This is a genomic window from Algibacter mikhailovii (genome assembly GCF_014651495.1).
In the GTDB taxonomy this organism is placed as follows: Bacteria; Bacteroidota; Bacteroidia; order Flavobacteriales; family Flavobacteriaceae; genus Algibacter_E; species Algibacter_E mikhailovii.
In genome coordinates this window covers 49,038-63,073 of the sequence record NZ_BMWZ01000004.1, presented here as the reverse complement: position 1 = coordinate 63,073, position 14,036 = coordinate 49,038, and the positions used below count along the sequence as shown (strand labels likewise).

13 protein-coding genes are annotated in these 14,036 nt (G+C 33.5%); 6 read left to right on the top strand and 7 right to left on the bottom strand.

Going from position 1 to position 14,036, the window contains the following annotated elements:
- Nucleotides 1-53 precede the first annotated feature (53 nt).
- Nucleotides 54-1,445, top strand: a complete 1,392-nt coding sequence (locus tag IE051_RS09000; protein WP_189360456.1) for an exopolysaccharide biosynthesis polyprenyl glycosylphosphotransferase — start codon at nt 54-56, stop codon at nt 1,443-1,445.
- Here the strand turns inward: IE051_RS09000 and IE051_RS08995 are convergent, their stop codons facing one another.
- Nucleotides 1,446-2,615, bottom strand: a complete 1,170-nt coding sequence (locus IE051_RS08995; protein ID WP_189360455.1) for a lipoprotein N-acyltransferase Lnb domain-containing protein — start codon at nt 2,613-2,615, stop codon at nt 1,446-1,448. It abuts the gene before it with no gap.
- A complete protein-coding gene (locus tag IE051_RS08990; RefSeq protein WP_444541865.1) occupies nt 2,615-3,712 on the bottom strand; it encodes a putative type IX sorting system protein PorV2 in 1,098 nt (365 codons plus the stop codon). The genes IE051_RS08995 and IE051_RS08990 overlap by 1 nt, the downstream gene beginning before the upstream one ends.
- 312 nt (nt 3,713-4,024) lie before the next feature.
- On the opposite strand from IE051_RS08990, the gene IE051_RS08985 reads away from it, so the two are divergent.
- Together IE051_RS08985 and IE051_RS08980 are read left to right on the top strand one after the other, a co-directional pair.
- A complete protein-coding gene (locus IE051_RS08985; RefSeq protein ID WP_189360454.1) occupies nt 4,025-4,750 on the top strand; it encodes a CDP-alcohol phosphatidyltransferase family protein in 726 nt (241 codons plus the stop codon).
- Entirely contained in the window at nt 4,751-5,638 is an 888-nt protein-coding gene (locus IE051_RS08980; protein WP_189360453.1) for a DUF808 domain-containing protein, read from the top strand.
- A 51-nt stretch (nt 5,639-5,689) separates the two neighbouring features.
- Here the strand turns inward: IE051_RS08980 and IE051_RS08975 are convergent, their stop codons facing one another.
- The 5 genes from IE051_RS08975 to IE051_RS08955 all read right to left on the bottom strand — a co-directional run bounded on the left by IE051_RS08975 (nt 5,690) and on the right by IE051_RS08955 (nt 9,678).
- Nucleotides 5,690-5,857, bottom strand: a complete 168-nt coding sequence (locus IE051_RS08975; RefSeq protein ID WP_189360452.1) for a type II toxin-antitoxin system antitoxin — start codon at nt 5,855-5,857, stop codon at nt 5,690-5,692.
- 34 nt (nt 5,858-5,891) lie between these two features.
- A complete protein-coding gene (locus IE051_RS08970) occupies nt 5,892-6,752 on the bottom strand; it encodes an SPFH domain-containing protein (RefSeq protein ID WP_189360451.1) in 861 nt (286 codons plus the stop codon).
- 260 nt (nt 6,753-7,012) lie between these two features.
- The gene (gene lptB / locus IE051_RS08965; protein WP_189360450.1) at nt 7,013-7,753 is read right to left on the bottom strand and encodes an LPS export ABC transporter ATP-binding protein; all 741 of its coding nucleotides are present in this window, start codon (nt 7,751-7,753) and stop codon (nt 7,013-7,015) included.
- A 183-nt stretch (nt 7,754-7,936) separates the two neighbouring features.
- A complete protein-coding gene (tatC, locus tag IE051_RS08960) occupies nt 7,937-8,761 on the bottom strand; it encodes a twin-arginine translocase subunit TatC (protein ID WP_189360449.1) in 825 nt (274 codons plus the stop codon).
- Nucleotides 8,761-9,678 (bottom strand): KpsF/GutQ family sugar-phosphate isomerase, encoded by a 918-nt coding sequence (locus IE051_RS08955; RefSeq protein ID WP_189360858.1) that lies wholly within the window; start codon nt 9,676-9,678, stop codon nt 8,761-8,763. The genes tatC and IE051_RS08955 overlap by 1 nt, the downstream gene beginning before the upstream one ends.
- Before the next feature lie 240 nt (nt 9,679-9,918).
- Here IE051_RS08955 and IE051_RS08950 point away from each other — a divergent pair, with 240 nt between their 5' ends.
- The 3 genes from IE051_RS08950 to IE051_RS08940 all read left to right on the top strand — a co-directional run bounded on the left by IE051_RS08950 (nt 9,919) and on the right by IE051_RS08940 (nt 14,026).
- Nucleotides 9,919-12,123 (top strand): ATP-dependent DNA helicase RecQ, encoded by a 2,205-nt coding sequence (locus IE051_RS08950; protein ID WP_189360448.1) that lies wholly within the window; start codon nt 9,919-9,921, stop codon nt 12,121-12,123.
- Between the two features lie 338 nt (nt 12,124-12,461).
- Nucleotides 12,462-13,394: a peptidylprolyl isomerase gene (locus tag IE051_RS08945; protein WP_189360447.1), complete on the top strand. Its 933-nt coding sequence runs from the start codon at nt 12,462-12,464 to the stop codon at nt 13,392-13,394.
- Nucleotides 13,395-13,600: 206 nt separating this feature from the next.
- On the top strand, nt 13,601-14,026 hold the full coding sequence (locus tag IE051_RS08940; RefSeq protein WP_189360446.1) for a hypothetical protein: 426 nt from the start codon (nt 13,601-13,603) through the stop codon (nt 14,024-14,026).
- Nucleotides 14,027-14,036 lie beyond the last annotated feature (10 nt).

The window sequence follows — 14,036 nt, the reverse complement described above, 5'->3', positions numbered from 1 at the left end:
TGTTATCAAGATTAACTTGTTATCTTAGCAAAAAAAAAAATGATCTTGTTATAATGCATAATCAAAGTATTCATTTTAATATCTCTGAACGTAAAGTTCTTCTGCGTATTTTTGATATTCTTTCAATGCTTTCGGTCTTATATTTAGTAAGTCATTTGTTTGATTTTGATTATTTTACCATAACAAAGGAGAATTGGACTTGGGTTTTCGTATTGATTCTTTATCTTTTTGTTTTCGGTGCTATTTTTGAACTTTATGACTTGCAGAAGGCTAGTAAGGTGGAAAAAACAGCTACTAGTATTGTTTTTACAGTCTCTACCACTGTATTGTTTTATTTATTAACACCCTTTTTTACGCCAGTTCTTCCTAGTAATAGGTTACAAATTTTGTTTTTTTATTTCGCCATATTAGTAGCCCTTTTTTTATGGCGATTGGTATATATTAATTTCATAGTCTCACCTCGATTTTATAAGAAAGTATTAATCATTGGGGAAACTTCAAATATTCAGACTGTAGTTGAGACGTTAAGAGAATCTGATCCTAATTATAAAATTGTTGGGTTCATCAACTGTGATACCACTAAGTCTGAAGCTATAAAATTTAAAGGAGTTATTGAGTACGATGCGAATCAAATGGATAAGGTGATTCACACGGAGAATATTTCTGAGATTGTAGTTGCTAGTTATAGTGCCGAATTGATCACTTCAGACTTATATTATAAACTTTTACGACTTTTGGAAAATGGTTTTCCGATAAATGAGTATACACAGGTTTATGAAGACATGACTCAGAGTGTACCGGTAAAATTCGTAGGAAAGGATTTTTATCGTTATTTTCCATTTAGCAGAAACAACCAAAATAAATTATACATCTTTTTTCATAGATTATTTGATGTTCTTATATCCGTATTTGGTTTATCCGTTGGACTATTGCTTTTACCTTTAATTATGATGGGTAACATGCTTGGGAATAAAGGCGCTTTGTTTTATTCACAGAATCGTGTTGGTAAAAACGGCAATGTATTTAAAATTTTAAAGTACAGAACAATGGTGGAGAATGCGGAAGAATTAGGTGCTGTTTGGGCTAAAAAAGGCGATTCTAGAATAACATCTTTTGGCCGGTTTTTGAGGAATACAAGGCTTGATGAAATTCCACAATTTGTAAATATATTGAAAGGTGAGATGAGTCTTATCGGACCAAGACCTGAACGACCACATTTTGTTAAGGAGTTATCTCAGATGTTGCCGTTTTATGAAACAAGGCATATGGTTAAGCCGGGACTTACTGGTTGGGCACAAGTGAAGTCAAAGTATGCTTCAAGTATTGATGATAGTTTGATTAAGCTACAATATGATTTGTATTATATAAAACATCGTGGCTTTTTACTCGATTTAAATATCTTAATTAAAACCTTAAGTACCGTGATTTTCTTCCGTGGACAATAGTTATTTAGAGTAAAACCAGACCAAAAAGAGATATCTTACAAAAAGGGCTATTAGAAGGGGTATTAAGCCTATAGCATAAACTTGGACTCCAATAGTCCAATGCAAAACGAGAAGGCAGAGTAGAATAATTAAAAGTTTAATATACTTGATAAACCAGAGACTTACTTTGTTTTTTAAAAGTTGAGGAATACAGAGAACATTAAGGGCAAAAGCCCATAGTAAATTGTAATTCTGGTGAGTACCTTTATGATCTGTAGCAAACCATAATAATAATATAAGAATACCTATACAACCAGTAACACTAAATAATGTTAGATCCAACCATTTGCTTTGTTTATGACTGTTATAATCTTTATAAGTTATAAAGAGAATAAGCAGACCTAAAATTCCAAGAATGCATAAGGGACTGGTTACAAAAGAACTACTTTTCCATTTGTTCTTTTTAGCATATAACACATGGTTTTGCTTAACCAATGCTTCACCGTTTGGTCCTTTGGAGGCCACCTCAAAGAATTTATAAATATTCTCAGGCAGAAACATATGATCTTCAGTTGTAGCCTGTCTATCGATAACAGAACCTAAAGCCAAGTCAATGCCAAAGCTTCCCCAAGAATTTTTATTGAGCTTATTGTGTATTAATGTTCTAAAAGAGGCATCTTTAAAATCAGCAGGTTTTTTAAATATTATCGTGTTATTGAGTGTTGCATTGGTGACATCTTTAATCTTGGTAGCGCAATTATCGAAAAAGAATTCATATAAATAGCCCCTGTTTTCAGGTTTATAATTAAAGATTAAATAATCAAAAAGCTTTTGTTTCTCCTCCGTGGTAAGGTTTAAAACTTGTTCATAGATACTTCTGTCAAAATAACTATAGATATTATAAAACCTGTTAAAATCTGTTTTACTCAATAAGTAATTAAGTTTTCCTTGAGCAAACTTTAAATAGAAATTTGGAGCTCCAAAGTCATATTCGCCATAGCCGTAAACCACATCAATATTATTTTGACGGTCTTTAATTCTAAATGCACTATGACCAAATGCATCATTTAAAGAGGCTCCTGGCCCCACCGTAAGCACACTAATTTCAGCGTTTTTCGATAACTTTAATTGTTGGGCTACCGAAACATTAAAAAAAAATATAATTGAGACTAAAAGTATTATTTTTTGCATTACCTAAAGATACTAAAATCAAGTTTTAATGAGAACACATTGGAATATAGAGCTACACTTTGGTCTCCAATATCAGTAAAAGCATAATCTATTTGGATACCACTATATTTAAAACCTAATCCAAAACTAGGTTGAAAGGTTAATTGATCAGTATTGTTGAATTGTAATTCATTTTGAAAATTCCCCATCCCCGCTCGTAAATAAACCATATCAATATAACCAAATTCAAATCCTAATGCAGGATTGATACTTGCAAAAGAAGTAGATATAACATCATTGGTTTCGGCAAATCTCATGTTTAAATTTACAGAGGTGAGTAAGGTGTAATCATAATTAAAATCTATTAATTTTGAAATACCGATTTGTAATTTTGGAATAGTGATTTCTGTAGTTTCAGGTAATTCTTGATTTTGACCAACCACAGCGCCTTGAATTTTAGAAAATTCATCTTCGTCAATAGCCCAAGTATTGAATGTTGTGGTAATGTCTCTTGCCATTAAGCCAAATTTCCATTCATTAGGCGTTTGAAACTGAATACCAAAATCTAAACCAAAACCCCAAGAGGATGCAAAATCTCCAATAATACGTCTAATCACTTTCGCATTTATACCATAATTAAGACCCTGTACAGGCAAGCGACGCGCATAAGAGAAAGTTAATCCATAATCAGCGGTAGAAAATAAACTAATTCTATCGTAATTAATGTTGCCCTGCTCATCAATAAGTTGTGTTGTATTTAAAATGTCATCTACTGCAAAGCGAATTAAGGAAAATGCAACAGCACTGCGGTCATCTAAAGGCATGGCAAAGGCGGCATAATCATAATTTGCTATGTTCGCAAAATAACTAGAATGCATCAACGATAATTGATTGTCTTCCAAATGTACTAACCCAGCTGGGTTCCAATACCCTGAGTTTACATCGCTAGTATGGGAAGTCACGGCATTACTCATTCCTAATGCCGCAGCATCTACACCAATATTCATAAACTCATTAGAATACTTTCTAACAGTTTGACTGAACAGGGACATAGATAAAACACAAAATAATGTGGTAAAGCAAAGTCTCAATCGCAATTTTTTTACAAAGATGCACATAATTTATAAACCTATAAACTTCAAATTGCCATAGATATTGTTTAATACTTATTTAATACTAATTAGAGGCTCATCCATAAGGTAAAATACCAGAATCTGTCAACTATTATCATAATAACATTGGCCTTGTTACATGTGTCTTTTTTTATTAGGTTTTGGCATAAGAGGAAAAATTTATTTCATTTTAATTTATAATTGGCATTGGGCGAAAATTGTTTGTTATTTTTACAAAATATATTCTCAATATGGTGGTGGTTTATGCAAGAATATCTTGTTTAAACTCAACTATTTTAAAACTGTAAGTACGGCTAGATGAAAAAGCACATTCCGAATATTTTGACACTTTTAAATCTTTTCTGTGGTAGTATAGCCGTTATTTTAGCTGTAAATAACAATTTTGTTGCCTCTGCTTTGTTTGTTTTTCTAGGAATTTTCTTTGATTTTTTTGATGGTTTTGCTGCGAGAAAACTTAATGTTTCAAGTGAATTAGGGTTGCAACTTGATTCATTGGCAGATATGGTGACTAGTGGTTTGGTTCCCGGAATTGTGATGTTTAAATTATTGGAACTTTCTATTTCAGACTGGACTGTTACGGGAATGGCCAATGACTATAGTGTTCCATGGTTACCTTCCCTAGGCCTTCTTATAACACTTGCTTCAGCTTACCGATTAGCTGTGTTTAATTTAGACGATGAGCAACAAGCTTATTTTAAAGGGCTGCCTACGCCGGCAAATGCCTTATTAATTCTCTCTCTGCCTCTAATATTGGAATTTCAAAATAATGATTCGATAAATTCAATCATTCTTAATAAATGGTTTTTAATAGGCTTAACGCTAGTGAGCTCTTATATATTAAATTCAGGTATTAAGCTTTTTGCTTTAAAATTTAAGACGTTCAATTTTAAGGATAATAGCACGCGTTACATTTTTATGATTTTATGTGTTGTGCTCCTCGTTGTTTTAAAATTTGCTGCGATTCCTGTAATTATATTGCTTTATATATTAATGTCGGTCTTAGATAATTTAACTACAAAATAAATGGCGTCAGGTTTTTTTGCACTACTAGATGATATTGCTGCTTTAATGGATGATGTGGTGGTAATGAGTAAAATATCCACTAAGAAAACAGCAGGTATTCTTGGTGATGATTTAGCGGTAAATGCCGAAAAAGCTACAGGGTTCCTTGCGTCAAGGGAATTACCAGTGTTGTGGGCCATTACAAAAGGTTCTGCGCTTAATAAGCTTATTATTTTGCCAATAGCTTTTTTACTTAGTGCCTTTGCGCCTTGGGGAGTTACCTTAGCATTAATCTTAGGTGGGGTTTATTTGGCTTATGAGGGCGTGGAAAAAATTTATCATTTTATCTTACATAGGAGGGATGACAAAAATCTTCAGGATGAAGCCGGTGATGTCAACTTAAATTTATCAGAAGAGGAAATGATGCTTGAGGAAAAAGCAAAAGTGAAATCGGCTATTTTTACGGATTTTATTTTATCTGTTGAAATAGTGATTATAGCGCTGGGAACCGTTATAGGTAAACCTATATTGTTTCAAATTATGGTTGTTTCAATAGTTGCGATTATTGCTACCGTTGGTGTTTATGGTATTGTGGCGCTAATTGTTAGAATGGATGATTTTGGTTTGAAACTCGTTAAAAAGAATAATAATAAAAGAAGTGTGTCATATTTAACGGGGAATCTATTAATTAATACGTTGCCATGGGTGATTAAAAGTTTATCCGTAATCGGAACTATTGCATTATTATTAGTTTCGGGCGGTATATTTGTTCATAATATTGATTTTTTTCATCACTTCTTAATTGCTATACCCAGTTTTTTAAGAGATTTTATAGTTGGCTTACTAGTAGGTTTTGGCGCATTATTAATTGTAAATGCGTTTAGCTTTATTAAGAAGCGATTAGCTTAGAATAACTTGAATATTTCAATATCATCAGGCTAGAGTTAATAATTGAAGTTTTTATTCTGTTTTCTTGTTTTTTGGCAAACGTTTAGCCTTTTTAAGGCTTTCATTAAGGATCCATTCAATTTGACCATTAGTGCTGCGAAATTCATCAGAGGCCCATTTTTCAATGGCCTTCATCATATCTTCATTTAACCGTAATGCAAAAGCCTTCTTTTTGGCCATAGTCAAGTTTAATAAATTGTCACAAAGCTGTTATTTATTGGTTCAAAGTGCCAGTGTTTAACACAGGGGAAGCGTCTTTGTCTCCACAAAGAATAACCATTAAATTACTAACCATAGCAGCTTTTCGTTCTTCATCTAGGTCTATTATTTGTTTTTTTCCAAGTGCCTCGAGTGCCATCTCTACCATGCTAACGGCGCCCTCAACAATTTTATGTCTTGCAGCGACTATTGCCGTTGCTTGTTGTCTTTTTAACATAGCGTTTGCTATTTCTTGAGCATAAGCGAGATAGCCTATTCTGGCTTCCAAAACTTCAATTCCAGCAATAGACAATCGTTCATGAATCTCTTTCTCTAATGCCTCGCTAACTTCATTTACACTTGATCTTAATGTAATGTCTTCAGTGTGACCTTCATCAGCAAAATTATCATAGGGATACATACTGGCTAGTTTACGCACCGCAGCATCAGTTTGTACACGTACAAAATTTTCGAAATTATCCACATCGAAAGCCGCTTTATAGGTGTCTTTTACACGCCAAACTAAAATGGTACTAATCATAATAGGATTTCCCAGTTTATCGTTCACTTTTAAACGTTCACTGTCAAAATTACTCGCTCTTAAAGATATCTTCTTCTTTGTGTAAAACGGATTGGTCCAATAGAAACCGTTTATATCTATGGTGCCTACGTATTTACCAAAGAGAAGTAAAACCCTCGAATTGTTCGGTTGTACCATTATAAATCCTGGTGCGATAAGGATGGCCATAAATATGGATATTAGAAAAGTGAAATTTTTACTGATCACCAAAGCTATAATACCTCCAATAAATAACAAGAAAAACACAAATAGCATTAAGTAGCCGTTGGCGGGTGTAATCTTTTTTTCTTCTTTCATAGCGTATGGATTTAAAATGATATTATTTTGATATCATAAAGATATAATAAATTTAGTTATATATACAACTTATAAACAAGATATTTTGAATTGTAGAGATTACATTAAACGATTAAATAGGAGTATTCAGGCAGTGGTCCTATAGCAATAAAACGTTGCTTTATTGGATAAGGACTAGAAATTTATGGGAAAGATAATAGTAAAACTTTCAGCTGAAAGCTTTTGAAATAGGCTAATATAGCGACAGGACCTAATGTTCTTTAGTCGCGGACCTTCTTCCTACGAAGCTCAAAGTTTTGACCTAAATATACTTTTCTTACCATTTCATCATCGGCAAGTTCTTCTGGCTTACCTGCCTTAAGAATACTGCCTTCAAACATTAAATAGGTTCTGTCTGTAATGGCTAGTGTTTCTTGAACGTTGTGATCGGTAATAAGAATGCCTATGTTTTTTTTGGTAAGTTGTGCTACAATTCGCTGAATGTCTTCAACAGCAACGGGGTCAACCCCTGCAAACGGTTCATCTAAGAGAATAAAATTGGGATCCGTAGCAAGCGCTCTAGCAATTTCGGTACGTCTTCTTTCGCCTCCAGATAATAAATCCCCTCTACTTTTTCTAATGTGACCTAAACTAAACTCGTCTATTAAAGATTCCATTTTGTATTCTTGCTCCTTTTTACTCAGTTTCGTTAGTTGCAATACGCTCAAAATATTATCCTCAATACTTAATTTTCTAAAAACGGAAGCTTCCTGAGCTAAATAGCCTATACCATTTTGTGCGCGTTTGTACATAGGGTATTTAGTAATCTCAGTGCTATCTAAGTAAATATGGCCTCCATTAGGCTTAATTAAGCCAACTATCATATAAAAGGAAGTGGTTTTTCCTGCGCCATTAGGTCCCAAAAGACCTACAATTTCACCTTGATGAACTTCAAGAGAAACATCCTTTACCACTTTACGTCCTCCATAGGACTTCATTAAATTGTCAGCTTTTAAAATCATAATTGCAATAACGTGAAATTATATTAATTGTAAAAATAATATATTCCGTATAACGGTCTATTTCTCTTGAAATTGTATACTTTCTGACTATGTTGTAAATCCAAGATATTTAAAGAAATACAAAACGTTTCTTTTAATCAGTTTCATTTCTATTTCACAAAAAAAAATACTATTCCTGCCATGTTAGGCTTGTTTTTTTTCTGCTCTTTCTTGATTTCTAACAACAATTTTAGAAATATAAATACTTACTTGATAAAGAATTAGAATTGGTATGGCCACTATAACTTGACTCGCTATATCTGGTGGTGTAATTATAGCCGATAGTATAAGTACTATTACCAAGGCATATTTTCTATACTTTCTTAAAACCGCAGGAGTAACCAAACCTATTTTTGTTAAAAAGTAAATTATTATGGGTAACTCAAAAATTAAACCTGATGCCAAAGCTGAAGATCTAACAAGCGCAATATAGGAGCTAATATCTATTTGGTTGTCCACTTTAGTTGAAATGCTATAGTTAGCTAAAAAGTTTAAAGACAATGGCGTTACAATGAAATACCCAAAAAGTACGCCAATGAAAAATAGACATGAAGAAATAATTATAAAGCCACGTGAATGTTTCCGCTCATTACTGTGTAAACCTGGACTAATAAATTTCCAAAGTTGGTAAATAACATAAGGGAAAGATATAATAAAACCGCCTAATATGGCAGTCCAAATATCAGCTGAAAACTGACCTGCCATAGTTCTGTTTTGTAATATCATGGGCATTTCTTCGGCACAAAAGGTTGTGTCAATACCTATTAAATTAGACGTTTTACACAACATGTCATAAGTTGGAAAACTCATGTCTAGCGGTGCGAAAATTATCGAGTCAAAAATAAATCGGCTAAAAATAAAGGCAAAGGTAGCCACTATAACTACGGCCAAACAAATTCTTATTAAATGCCAGCGTAAATCCTCTAGATGGTCTAAAAAAGACATCTCATTAATATCTTTTTTTGCCATTATATTATACCTTCTTTTATTAAATGATGTAAGTGTACAACACCTTTGTATTTACCGTTGTCTTCTACTAATAAGTGAGAAATATCATTGTTTTCCATAATCTCTAAAGCATCTACAGCCATGGCGTCAACATCTATACATATGGGGTTTTTACCCATGATATCTTTAGCTTTTAATTTTGAAAAATCGGGCACTGTGCTTAGCATTCGTCTTAAATCACCATCCGTAACAATGCCTATAACCTTATCATTTTCTGTGACTGCAGTTACACCCAACATTTTGTTCGATATTTCAATAATAACATCTTTAATACTTGTCTCTGCGGTTACCTGTGGTTTTTCATTTGCAGAGGAAATATCATGTACTCTTAAGTATAATTTTTTACCTAAAGCACCGCCTGGATGATACTTAGCGAAATCTTTACTTGTAAACCCTCTTAATTTTAATAAGCATACGGCTAACGCGTCTCCCATGACTAGTTGAGCAGTGGTGCTCGTTGTAGGGGCTAGATTGTTAGGGCAAGCTTCTTTTTCAACAAATGTATTTAATACATAATCGGCTTGTTTGCCTAAAAATGATTCCACGTTTCCTGTTATGGCAATCATTTTATTTTTTGCACTTTTAATTAACGGAACAAGTACCTTTATTTCTGGCGTATTGCCACTTTTAGAAATGCAAATAACAACATCGTCTTCAAGAATTAGACCCAAGTCACCATGAATTGCATCGGCAGCATGCATGAATACAGAGGGCGTCCCTGTAGAGTTTAAGGTAGCCACAATTTTGTTTGCAATAATAGCACTTTTACCAACGCCTGTTATGATAACTCGGCCTTTTGAATCGTAAATAAGTTTTACCGCCTCTGAAAAATCATTGGTGAGTAAAGTAGTTAAATTTGAAATAGAATTACTTTCCATTTTTATGGTGTCCTTGGCTATTTCAATAATAGATACATTCTCTTTCAAAATTTACTATTTTTGGTTTGATGTTTAAAGAATTTATTATCTTTAGTGATAATGAAATTGAACATTATTATAATTTAGCTACAAAACTAAGGAAAAAAAAATGAGGGGTCTTGAAATACAATATTAATTTGTAGGTAACAATTTATTGTATTTTTTGAAGTTTAATTAGTAATAAATTTTTTTTAAAAATTGATGTTAATAGCAAAAGAAGAATTACACGCTGCACTTAAAAAATACTTTGGATTTACAAAGTTTAAGGGGTTGCAAGAAGATGTAGTTGAAACCATTTTATCAGGAAAACACGCATTCGTTATAATGCCTACAGGTGGCGGTAAATCACTGTGCTACCAATTGCCAGCATTAATGCAGGAAGGTACAGCAATAGTTGTATCGCCGTTAATTGCTTTAATGAAAAACCAAGTAGATGCCATAAGAGGAATTTCAAAAGAGAATGGTGTTGCTCATGTTTTAAACTCTTCACTTAATAAAACTGAAATAAAACAAGTTAAGGAAGATATCGTTAATGGTGTGACAAAACTATTATATGTTGCGCCTGAATCGTTAACCAAGGAAGAGAATGTAGAGTTTTTGCGTACAGTAAAAATTTCATTTATGGCTATAGATGAAGCACACTGTATAAGCGAATGGGGACATGATTTTAGACCAGAATACAGGAATTTAAGACATATAATAAAGCGTATTGGAGAGCACATTCCAATAGTAGGTCTTACGGCTACTGCTACTCCAAAAGTTCAGGAGGATATAATTAAAAATTTAGGTATTGGCAATGCCAAAACGTTCAAAGCATCATTTAATAGACCCAATCTGTATTATGAGGTAAGACCGAAGACTAAAGATGTTGATGCTGATATTATTAGATTTATAAAACAGCATGAAGGGAAATCGGGAATTATTTATTGCCTAAGTAGAAAACGGGTTGAAGGTTTGGCTCAAGTTTTACAGGTAAATGGCATAAATGCCGTGCCATATCATGCCGGGTTGGATGCAAAGACAAGGTCTAGTCATCAAGATAAATTTTTAATGGAGGATGTAGACGTTGTGGTCGCAACTATTGCTTTTGGAATGGGTATTGATAAACCTGATGTCCGATTTGTGATTCATCATGATATTCCTAAGAGTATTGAGAGTTATTATCAAGAAACAGGTAGAGCTGGTAGAGATGGCGGAGAAGGGCATTGTTTAGCATTTTACAACTACAAGGATATTGAAAAGTTAGAGAAATTCATGTCAGGCAAACCTGTTGCTGAACAAGAAATTGGTCAAGCTTTATTGCAAGAAGTTGTTGCATTTGCCGAAACATCTATTTCAAGGCGAAAGTTTATTTTACATTATTTTGGAGAGGAGTTTGATAACGCTACTGGAGAAGGTGGCGATATGGATGATAATGTTAGATTCCCTAAGAAGCAGACTGAGGCTAAAGATGATGTGAAATTATTATTAGAAATTATTAGTAAGACCAATGAAAAATATAAGTCAAAAGATTTAGTTAATGTTATTATTGGTAAGGAAAATGCTTTAATTAATTCGCACAAAACGAATGAACAACCTTTCTTTGGGAGTGGGAAAGGAAAGGATAACAAATACTGGATGGCGCTTCTTAGACAGGTTTTGGTTTCTGGATATTTAAGGAAAGATATTGAAACTTATGGCGTTATAAAACTTAAGGACTCAGGTAAAGCATTTATTAAGAAACCTGAATCTTTTATGATGACTGAAGATCATATTTTTGAAGGAGAGCAAGAAGATGGTACTATTATAACAGCGGCAAAAGCGGGTCCGGCGATTGCAGATTCTGTTCTAATGGGTATGTTAAAGGATTTGCGAAAAAAGAACGCAAAAAAACTAGGTGTACCGCCATTTGTTATTTTTCAAGACCCTTCTTTAGAAGATATGGCATTAAAATATCCCATAAGTTTAGCAGAGCTAGGTAACGTGCATGGGGTAGGCGATGGTAAGGCTAAAAAGTACGGAAAAGACTTTGTTAATCTTATAGCCAAATATGTAGAGGAAAACGATATTGTTCGCCCGGATGATTTGGTTGTAAAATCAACCGGCAGTAACTCCGCTAATAAATTGTATATCATTCAGAATGTAGATAGAAAATTACCTCTTGATGATATTGCAGCTTCAAAGGGTATGACTATGGAAGAATTCATCAAAGAAATGGAGGTCATAGTATATTCTGGTACAAAATTAAATATTGATTATTGGCTCCATGATATTCTAGACGAAGATCAACAGGAAGAGATTCATGAGTATTTTATGGAATCAGATTCTGATAATATTAACGATGCTATTGATGAGTTTGATGGAGATTATGATGATGAAGAACTGCGATTATATAGAATTAAGTTCATTAGTGAGGTAGCTAATTAATGGCCCTTTATATAGGTTGATTTCCCCAATCTTAAAATTTAATAGGCCTGAAGGTGCATTCAAGGACGTTATTTGTCAGTCGTTATAATTACATATGAATTTGGAGGCTTTTGGGCCATGGTCTATAGGTTACTTAATAGGGAGCAATGAGAACCAATTTTGCGCAAGATTTCTACAACAAAAGGAATAGTGTTTTTTACGATGGATTTTCTTTTCTCTATTTATATCAAAAAGTCCTTCGGTGTTAAAACATTTTTTTTTCCATAAATACTTCTTAAAGCAATATTCATACTTCTCACTTAGTTTCATATCTTTGCACTTTCTTAAAAATTAGAATCATGCAAGACGGATTATACGCAAAATTTAATACAACAAAAGGAGAAATCTTGGTAGCTCTGGAATACAAAAAAACACCAGGAACAGTTGGTAACTTTGTAGCATTAGCAGAAGGAAATTTGGAAAACTCTGTAAAACCTCAGGGTACACCATATTACGATGGCTTAAAATTTCACAGAGTAATTCCTGATTTTATGATCCAGGGTGGTTGTCCACAAGGGTCTGGAGCAGGTAATCCAGGTTATCAATTTGATGATGAATTTCACTCAGATTTAAAACATGACGGTCCTGGAGTATTGTCTATGGCAAATGCTGGTCCCGGAACAAATGGGAGTCAGTTTTTTATCACACATGTTGAAACGCCTTGGTTGGATAATAAACATACCGTTTTTGGAAAAGTTGAAAAAGGGCAAGATGTGGTTGATGCTATTGCTCAAGGTGATAAAATAGAATCATTAGAAATTGTGCGTGTTGGTGAAGAAGCCGAAGCCTATAATGCCATTGAGTCATTTAGAACTTTTGAGGGATCAAGGGAAAAAAGATTGGCAGAAGCTAAAGCTGCGGCAGAAGCTGAATTGGATAAAATTGCTGCTGGATTCAAAAGTACAGATAGTGGATTACGTTATCAAATTCTTCAAGAAGGTGATGGGGTGAAAGCAGAAAAGGGAAAAACAGTTTCAGTGCATTATAAAGGGCAATTATCTGACGGCACTGTATTTGATTCATCTTATAAGCGTAATGAACCTATTGATTTTCCTTTAGGTGTTGGACAAGTTATTCCGGGATGGGATGAAGGTATTCAACTTTTAAATGTTGGATCGAAAGCACGATTAGTAATTCCTAGTCATTTAGGATACGGTAGTGCAGGAGCTGGAGGGGTTATTCCTCCCGATGCTACTTTAATTTTTGACGTGGAGTTGGTAGGTGTAAAGTAAAACCGAAGCCTTTTTTGATTTGTCAAAACTGTAAGGCGAACAACTTAGTTAAATCTAAAGTTGAAAATTTTTAAAGCAATTATAATAGAAAAGCACCTATTTTGTAGGTGCTTTTCTATTTTTTTATAGTATTCACACTTATAGACCGTTTTTTTTATTATTTAACGACTTTATTTTTCCTTATTAGTGTATTACCGTAATTTCGCGTGGTGAAAAGTGTAAAGCAGACCAATTTATATCCTAAGGTTTTAAAAGAATTGAATTATTCCTTTGCGGATGTATTCATTTTTGATGGTTTCATTATATCAGAAATTAAACAAGGGGTTAATTTTAGTTGGAATAATCATGCAAAATATATTGTTGATGATATCACTTGTTTCCTTGGCACTGATGGGACTGAACTCATTTATATATCAAACCGTATTCATTCATATTCGGTAGTGGCCATAGATTGGTTAAAGTTTTTTAAACAGCAATATGGTCTAAAGGGCTATTATGTAGTTTCTAACAGTCAAATGAGTAAGCTTAATCTATTAGTAGAACAATTATTTTTTAAGGAAAAAATAATGCATTTTGATTCTTTATTTTCTGCAGTGCATTGGGTACGAACTGAATCTCTTGAAATTGCGTAGTCATTCTTAT